This window comes from Nocardioides sp. (genome assembly GCF_035547795.1).
Taxonomy (GTDB): domain Bacteria; phylum Actinomycetota; class Actinomycetes; order Propionibacteriales; family Nocardioidaceae; genus Nocardioides.
Genome location: NZ_DASZUF010000145.1, coordinates 1 through 7649, shown reverse-complemented (window position 1 = coordinate 7649; position 7649 = coordinate 1). Strand labels below are relative to the sequence as shown.

8 protein-coding genes are annotated in these 7649 nt (G+C 71.6%); 1 reads left to right on the top strand and 7 read right to left on the bottom strand.

The window, feature by feature from the left end; translation table 11 throughout:
* From VHA72_RS09835 to dacB, 5 genes are all read right to left on the bottom strand, one after another.
* On the bottom strand, window positions 1-1368 hold a 1368-nt coding region (locus VHA72_RS09835; protein ID WP_325574701.1), incomplete at its 3' end, for an ATP-dependent metallopeptidase FtsH/Yme1/Tma family protein.
* A 113-nt stretch (window positions 1369-1481) separates the two neighbouring features.
* Complete coding sequence (gene hpt, locus VHA72_RS09830) at window positions 1482-2033, bottom strand: hypoxanthine phosphoribosyltransferase (RefSeq protein WP_325574699.1); 552 nt, start codon at window positions 2031-2033, stop codon at window positions 1482-1484.
* Window positions 2034-2038: 5 nt separating this feature from the next.
* The gene (tilS, locus tag VHA72_RS09825; protein ID WP_325574697.1) at window positions 2039-3013 is read right to left on the bottom strand and encodes a tRNA lysidine(34) synthetase TilS; all 975 of its coding nucleotides are present in this window, start codon (window positions 3011-3013) and stop codon (window positions 2039-2041) included.
* Window positions 3014-3152: 139 nt separating this feature from the next.
* Entirely contained in the window at window positions 3153-4184 is a 1032-nt protein-coding gene (locus tag VHA72_RS09820; RefSeq protein ID WP_325574695.1) for an Rv3626c family coenzyme F420 biosynthesis-associated protein, read from the bottom strand.
* Window positions 4185-4193: 9 nt separating this feature from the next.
* Window positions 4194-5579 carry a D-alanyl-D-alanine carboxypeptidase/D-alanyl-D-alanine endopeptidase gene (dacB, locus tag VHA72_RS09815; RefSeq protein WP_325574693.1) on the bottom strand — a complete coding sequence of 462 codons (1386 nt, stop codon included), beginning with the start codon at window positions 5577-5579 and terminating at the stop codon, window positions 4194-4196.
* A gap of 74 nt (window positions 5580-5653) precedes the next feature.
* Between dacB and VHA72_RS09810 the strand changes: the two genes are divergently transcribed.
* The gene (locus VHA72_RS09810) at window positions 5654-6145 is read left to right on the top strand and encodes an inorganic diphosphatase (RefSeq protein ID WP_325574691.1); all 492 of its coding nucleotides are present in this window, start codon (window positions 5654-5656) and stop codon (window positions 6143-6145) included.
* A gap of 85 nt (window positions 6146-6230) precedes the next feature.
* Here the strand turns inward: VHA72_RS09810 and VHA72_RS09805 are convergent, their stop codons facing one another.
* Window positions 6231-6773 carry a hypothetical protein gene (locus VHA72_RS09805; protein ID WP_325574689.1) on the bottom strand — a complete coding sequence of 181 codons (543 nt, stop codon included), beginning with the start codon at window positions 6771-6773 and terminating at the stop codon, window positions 6231-6233.
* Window positions 6770-7649: acyl-CoA dehydrogenase family protein (locus VHA72_RS09800; RefSeq protein WP_325574687.1), on the bottom strand; the 880-nt coding region annotated here is incomplete at its 5' end. The genes VHA72_RS09800 and VHA72_RS09805, both read right to left, overlap by 4 nt.

The following is a 7649-nucleotide window of genomic DNA, read 5'->3' as shown; positions in this document are numbered from 1 at the left end:
GCCCAGCATGTAGGCCAGCTTGTCGAGCATCTCCGAGCGCGTCTGGCTGTACTTGTCGTCGTCGGGCATGACCATCGTGTAACCCAGGGCCCGGCCGCGCGGCAGGATCGTGATCTTGTGCACCGGGTCGTTGCCGGGCAGCGCCGCGGCCACCAGGGCGTGGCCCCCCTCGTGGTAGGCCGTGATGAGCTTCTCGCCCTTGCGCGCGGTGAGCAGCGCCGCCTCGTTGAGGACGTTGGCGAGGTCGGCACCGCTGAAGCCGGGAGTGCGGCGCGCGACCGCGGCGAGGTCGACGTCCTGGGCGAGCGGCTTGCCGCGGGCGTGGACCTGGAGGATCTGCTCGCGGCCGGTGAGGTCGGGTGCGTCGACCTGGATCTGACGGTCGAAGCGGCCGGGGCGCAGCAGCGCCGGGTCGAGCACGTCGGGCCGGTTGGTCGCGGCGATCAGGATGACGCCGCCGCGGACGTCGAAGCCGTCCATCTCGACCAGCAGCTGGTTGAGGGTCTGCTCGCGCTCGTCGTGGCCGCCGCCCATGCCGGCGCCCCGGTGCCGGCCGACGGCGTCGATCTCGTCGATGAACACGATCGCCGGCGCGTTCTCCTTGGCCTGCTCGAACAGGTCGCGGACCCGGCTGGCGCCGACGCCGACGAACATCTCGACGAAGTCCGAGCCGGAGATGGAGTAGAACGGCACGCCCGCCTCACCGGCGACCGCGCGCGCCAGCAGCGTCTTGCCGGTGCCGGGCTGACCGTAGAGGAGCACGCCCTTGGGGATCTTGGCTCCGACGGCCTGGAACTTGGCCGGCTCCTGGAGGAACTCCTTGATCTCCTGCAGCTCCTCGACCGCCTCGTCCACCCCGGCGACGTCGGCGAACGTCGTCTTCGGCATGTCCTTGGAGATCAGCTTCGCCTTCGACTTGGCGAACTGCATCACGCCGCGGCCCCCGCCGCCCTGCACCTGGTTCATCAGGAACAGGAACAGCAGCACGATGAAGATGAACGGCAGCAGGAAGCTGACGATCGAGCCGAGCAGGCTCGGCTGGGCCACCTGGGAGTTGTAGCTCTGGATCTTGCCTTGGTCCACCTCCTGCTGGACCTTGGCGATCAGCGCCTCCTGGGCGCCGTCGACCCAGTGGGTGGTGACCTTGTCGCCTGCGCTGCGCACGCCGCTCTTGAGGGTGGCCTTGATCTGCTGGTCGCCGTCGACGAACGTGATGTCCTTGATGTCCCCGTGGTCGATGTACTTGACCATCTGGGAGGTGTCGATCTCGTCGCCGCCGCCGTGGGGCGCGAGGTACTGCAGGGCGAGCAGCACGCCCACCACGGCGATGATGATCCAGAGCCAGGGGCCCTTGAATATGCGCTTCACAAGGCTTCTCTCGAACGCGATCTAGTGGAACTGACGACGGTACAACGTGCGAGCCGCACCCATCGTGCCGTCTTCATTGTCCCGCGCCTGTCCAATTCCTGGTGATTCCGGTCTCAGGAGTAGACGTGCGGCGCGAGCGTGCCGATGTCGCGGAGATTGCGGTAGCGCTCGCGGAAGTCCAGCCCGTAGCCGACGACGAACTCGTTGGGGATGTCCCAGCCGACGTACTTGACCTCGACCGGCATCTGCTGCGCCTCGGGCTTGCGCAGCAGCGTCGCGATCTCGACGGAGGCCGGGTTGCGCGAGGCCAGGTTGGAGGTCAGCCAGGAGAGCGTCAGACCGGTGTCGATGATCTCATCGACGACCAGCACGTGCCGCCCGGAGATGTCGGCGTCGAGGTCCTTGAGGATCCGGACCACGCCGCTGGACTTGGTACCCGACCCATAGGAGGAGACCGCCATCCAGTCCATCTCCACGTGCCGGGTGAACGCACGGGCCATGTCGGCCATCACCATCACCGCGCCCTTGAGGATGCCGACGATGAGGAGATCCTTGCCCTCGTAGTCCTGCTCGATCTGCGCCGCCAGCTCCGCGATCCGCTGGTGGATCTGCTCCTCGGTGAAAAGAACCTGGACGAGGTCGTCCCCCACGTGCGCCGAATCCATGGTCGTCACCCTAACTGTCGGGTGGTCTCCAGCAGGATCCGGCCGTCTCGGCGTACCGCGCGCAGGTGGCCGGGCAGGTCGATCCAGCGCTGCCCGCGCCACCCGGTGACCAGGCCGTCGAGGGCGAGCACGTGGTCGTAGGTGAGTTCGCTGGCGGGTGCGCCCGCGGCCAGCGCCGCCAGCCGCAGCACCCGGGTGCGGACCGGTCCCGGTCGCTGGGCCAGGCCGTCCACCGGCAGGCCGTCGAGCTCGGCGTACGCCGCCTCGGCGAGGTCGTCCAGCAGGTCCATGTCGGCCCGGACCTGGTCGGCGGTGCGGGCCAGCGTCGCCGCGACGCCCGGCCCGAGCTCGGTCTCCAGCACCGGCAGCACCCGCCGGCGCACCCGCACCCGGGCGTAGCCGGGGTCGTCGTTGTGCGGGTCGCTCCACCAGGTCAGGCCCTCGACCCGGCAGGCGGTGGCGGTGTCGTCGCGGCCGACGTCGAGCAGCGGCCGGCGGTAGCGGTCGAAGGCGCGCCGCATCCCGGCCAGGCTGCGCCCGCCGGAGCCGCGGGCCAGGCCGAGCAGCACGGTCTCGGCCTGGTCGTCGCGGGTGTGGCCGAGCAGGACGAGGTCGGCGGCGTATCGCTCGGCGATCTGGTCGAGCACCGTGTAGCGCGCCTGCCGGGCCGCCGCCTCGGGTCCGAGCCCCTCGCCCTGGACGCGCACCCGCGCCGAGACCGTCTCGTCGGCGCCCATCGCCGCCATCTGCGCCACCACCGCCGCCGCCACGGCGGCGCTGTCGGCCTGCAGGCCGTGGTCGACGGTCGCGCCGATCACCCGCAGGCCCAGCTTGTGTCCCTCGAACAGGGTCGCGCTGAGCAGCGCCAGCGAGTCGGCGCCGCCGCTGCATGCCACCAGCACCGGGTCGCCCGGCGTGGTGTGGACGAGCGCCGCGCGGACGCCTCGTCGTACTGCCGCGACGGCCGGATGCAGGCTCACCGCCCGCTCCCGCCATCGGCACCCCGCCAAACTGTCACCGTGACACTCCAAACTGTCACCGTGACACTTTGGCGATGGGGTGACAGTTCCGAAGTGTCACCGACGCCGCGATGTGTCACCGTGACACTTTGGCGAGCGGTCACGCGAGCACCCGCTTGATCCACCGCTTCGGGTGGTGGATCTCCTCCTTGCTGGGCAGGTTCTCCGGGGCGGCGAAGACGGCATTGAACTCGCTCATGCCGACCTTGTCGACGACGCCGCGGACGAAGCCGGCGCCGTCGCGGTACTGCGCCATCTTCTGCTCCAGGCCGAGCAGCCGGCGCAGGATCCGGTCGAGGGTGCCGACGCCCTGGCGCCGCCGGTCGAACGCCGCCCGGATGGTCGTCACGGTCGGGATCACCGCGGGCCCTACGCCGTCCATCACCACGTCGGCGTGGCCCTCCAGCAGCGACATCACCCCGGTGACCCGGTCCATGATCTCGCGCTGCTCGGGTGAGGAGACCGCGTCGAGCAGGTTGCCGTTGCCCTTGATCGCCTCGATGGCGCGCGGCAGCCCGTCCTCCAGCAGCGAGGGCAGGTCCATCGTGTCGGCCAGGGCCCGGACCTCAGCGAAGAGGTGGTCGCGCAGCCAGGGCGTGGCGGTGAACTGCACCCGGTGGGTCTCCTCGTGCAGGCACACCCACAGCCGGAAGTCGGTCGGGTCGACGGACAGCTCGCGCTCGACGTGGACGACGTTGGGAGCCACCAGCAGCAGCCGGCCGTGCGGATCGTGGAACGGGTCGAACTGACCCAGCACCTTGCTCGAGAGGAAGCCCAGCAGGCCACCGACCTCGGCGCCGGTGACCTTCGCTCCCACCGCCCGGGTGACGCCCGTCGGTGGCCGCTTCCGAATCAGGGTGTCGACGATCGGCGCGAGCACGCGCGCGAACGCGTCGGCGTTGGCCCGCACCCAGCCGGCCCGGTCGACGACCAGCACCGGCGCAGTGTCCTCCGGCGCGTCCAGCCCGGTGAACTCGCGCACCAGCCCGGTCGCCCGGGCGGCGTCGGTGCGCAGCTCCGCGACCACCGCCTCGCCCTCGGCCCGGTCGACCGCCGGGCCGTTGCCGGCGATCTTCGCCCCGAGACGTACGGCGAAGTCCCAGTCGACCATCTGGCGGGCGGGCTCAGTCATGGCTGCAACCTATCCGCACCGACAAGTCGTCAGCGCGGTCGCCAGGTCGTCGAGGGCGTTGCGGGCCTTGAGCGTGTTCGGCACCGCGACGTGGTCGGCCATCACCGCGAAGACCAGCGGGGTGCCGTTCGCGTCGCGGGTGTAGCCGGCCAGCGCGTCGACGCCGGTGAGCGTGCCGGTCTTGGCGCGCACCACTCCTCGCCCCTGGTCGCCGCGGTCGGCGTAGCGGGCCATCAGCGAGCCGCTGAAGCCCGCCACCGGCAGTGCGCTCACGATCGGGGCCAGCGCGTCGTCGCTGGTGGCCCGCTGCAGCACCTGCACCAGGGCCGTCACCGGCAGGCTGTCCTGCCGGGAGAGGCCGCTGCCGTCGTGGATACTGATCCCGGTGGTGTCGACGCCGAGCTTCGGCAGCGTCTGCAGCACCGCCTGCACGCCGCCGTCGAAGCTGGCGCCGGTGCCGGCCGCCAGGCCGGCCTGGTGGGCGAGCACCTCGGCGCCCTCATTGTCGCTGGTCTCCAGCACGTGGTCGACGATCTCGCGCAGGGGCGGGCTGTCCACGTGCGCGATCTCCTGGGCGCCCTGCGGCGCGACGTCGGCGGTCGGGGCGCGGCGGATCCGGATGCCGGCATCGGTGAGCGCCTGCGCGAACGCCTGCGCCGCCACCAGCGCCGGGTCCGCGACCCGGCTCTCGCCGTCGTCGGTGCGACCCTCGTCGACCCACAGCGCGGTGATCGGCGCGACCACGCCCTCGGAGATGTAGCTCGCCGGCCAGGTGGGGTTGACGGCCGGGCCGGTGAAGAGGCTGTCGTCGTACGTCAGCCGGACCTTGGTGACGCCGCGCTGCTTGAGCGCGACCGCGGCCCGCTGCGCCAGCGTGGTGAGGTCGGCGCGGTGGGGGTAGGTGTGCTCCGGCTTGGCGACCAGCAGCGGGTCTCCCCCACCGATCAGCGTGACGGTGCGGCCCTGCGCGACGACCCTGGTGGTGAATCGCTTCGCCGGCCCGTCCAGGCGCAGCACGGTGGCGGCGGTGAGCAGCTTGTTCGTCGAAGCCGGTACGGCGGAGCCGCTGCCGTGGACCACCAGTGGGGCCCCGCTGGTGGGCGCCACCGCGGCCAGGACGTGACCGCCCAAGGCGCTGTCGAGGTGCCGCCGCAGCACCGTGCTCAGCTTGGCCCTCTTCAGCGTGCCGCCGCTGCTGACCGCCGCGACCGGGGCCGCCGGCGCCAGGCTCGGCAGTGCCAGGCCCAGCGGCCGGGGCGGCGGGGTGGGCGCCACCCGGTCATGGCCGCGCCAGTGGTCGATCCAGCCGAGCTCGTAGGTCGCCGTACCCGCGGCGAGGAGGACGACCAGGAGCCCGACCAGGGATGCCCAGCCACGGCTCGCCGAACGCGCCACCGATATCCTCCTCGCAGCAGATGCCGCCCACATTGTGGTGGACACTGTCACATCACTTCACCTGTGGAGGCACCATGACGCTGACGTTCGACGTCCTCATCGAGATCCCGAAGGGCTCGCGCAACAAGTACGAGGTCGACCACGAGAGCGGCAAGATCCGTCTCGACCGCGTGCTGTTCACCTCGATGGTCTACCCGACCGACTACGGGTACATCGAGGGCACCCTCGGCGGCGACGGCGACCCGCTCGACGCGCTGGTGCTGCTGCCCTTCCCCGTCTACCCCGGGGTGGTCGTGGAGTGCCGCCCGGTGGCGATGTACGTGATGGAGGACGAGAAGGGCGCCGACGAGAAGGTGCTCTGCGTGCCCGTCGACCCCCGCTTCGACGACATCCAGGACATCGACGACGTCGCCAACTGGGACCTGGACGAGATCAAGCACTTCTTCGAGCGCTACAAGGACCTCGAGCCGGGCAAGGAGGTCAGGGGCTCGGACTGGGTCGGCCGCGACGCCGCCATCAAGGAGATCGAGAACTCCATCGAGCGGTTCAAGGCCTCCGGCCACTGACCCTCGCTGATGTGACGGGCCGGGCTCCGGGTTCCCGATGGCCCGCCTACCGCCGACCGGTTTCGCGAGCCGGCAGCGCCCGAGCTCAGACCAGCCACCCGGCCAGCGCCCGGACGAAGGCCGCATGCGCGCTGGCGGTGGCGTTGCGCCGGCCCTTGACCACCAGCGAGTGGTCGGCGTCGGGCAACTCCAGCAGCTCACCGGGCAGGGTGGCGGCGACGGCGGAGTCCCACAGCCGGTCGGCGGCGCCTCCCACCACCACCTGGGGCGCCGGGTTGGCCCTGATGCCGTCGACCACCGCAGGCTGGCCGAGCAGCGGCGTCAGCCAACAGGCCGGGTACGACGAGGTCGCCGCCGCCGGCGCCGCGAACGAGCCGATCGACTTGGCCAGCACCCGGACGGGCCCGTCGTACGCCTGCACGGCGGCCGCCAACTCCGCCTCCGCCCACGCCGGCGAGGCGTCCTCCGGGGCCTCCCACCACACCTGCCGCACCCGCCACCGCAGATCGACTGCGGCCTCGGCCGCCACCGCGAGCAGCGGCTTGTCCGGGTGGTAGCCACGCCCCGGCAGCACCACCAGCAGGCCGGCCTCGTCGCGCGACGGGCCGAGATCGACGTACCGGCTCATCCGATCAGGTCCTCGGCCCGCAGCAGCTCGGCCGGAATCCCGAACGCATCGACCAGACCCCGCGCCGCCGGCCGCAGCTCTCGGCACAGCACCCCAACCTCGCGGGTGATGGCCTTCGACCGCGCCACCGAGAGCCGGCCGTGCTCCAGGAACCACGCCCGGTCGCCCTCGATCACCGCCAGCGCGTGCAGCGCGCACACCTTCGCCAGCAGCTCCCGCGTCGCGCCCGCGGGCAACGACGCCACCTTGGCCGCGAACGCCTCCAGCACCAGCCGCTCGACGTGGGCGTGGGCGGCGGCGATGACATGGTCCTGTACGGCGGAGAAGACCGCGCCGGCGTCGTCCCCGGCGTCGATCCCGCGCTTGAGCCGCCGGGCGACGCCGCCGAGCATGTGCTCCTCACGGAAGCGGAGCATGGCCAGGTGGTACTCCGGGTCGCGCAGCTCGGCCTCCTGGTCCCAGGCGTCGCCGCCGGGCAGCAGGTCACGCACCCGCTCCAGGAGCTTGTGAGCGGCGGTCTTCTCCAGCACCGTCTCGACCGCGAGGCCGGCCACGAAGCGCACCATCGCGAACTGGTCAAGGTCGGAGAACTCGCTGGCGTAGTCGGTCAGCAGCCCCTTGGCGACCAGCTGCATCAGCACGGTGTTGTCGCCCTCGAACGTGGTGAACACGTCGGTGTCGGCCTTGAGTGCGGCGAACCGGTTGGCGGCCAGGTAGCCGGCGCCGCCGCACGCCTCGCGGCACTCCTGGATCGTCCGGGTGGCGTGCCAGGTGGCCAGGGCCTTGGTCCCGGCGGCACGCGACTCCAGCTCGCGGCGGCCCTTCTCGTCGGCCGCGTCCGGGGCGCTGAAGATCTCGTGCAGCCGCTCGCGCACC

Excerpts from the sequence above, each read along its gene's own strand:
- hpt (WP_325574699.1), bottom strand. The coding sequence starts at position 2,033 with ATGGATTCGGCGCACGTGGGGGACGACCTCGTCCAGGTTCTTTTCACC.
- VHA72_RS09805 (WP_325574689.1), bottom strand. The coding sequence starts at position 6,773 with ATGAGCCGGTACGTCGATCTCGGCCCGTCGCGCGACGAGGCCGGCCTG.
- VHA72_RS09820 (WP_325574695.1), bottom strand. The coding sequence starts at position 4,184 with ATGACTGAGCCCGCCCGCCAGATGGTCGACTGGGACTTCGCCGTACGT.
- VHA72_RS09810 (WP_325574691.1), top strand. The coding sequence starts at position 5,654 with ATGACGCTGACGTTCGACGTCCTCATCGAGATCCCGAAGGGCTCGCGC.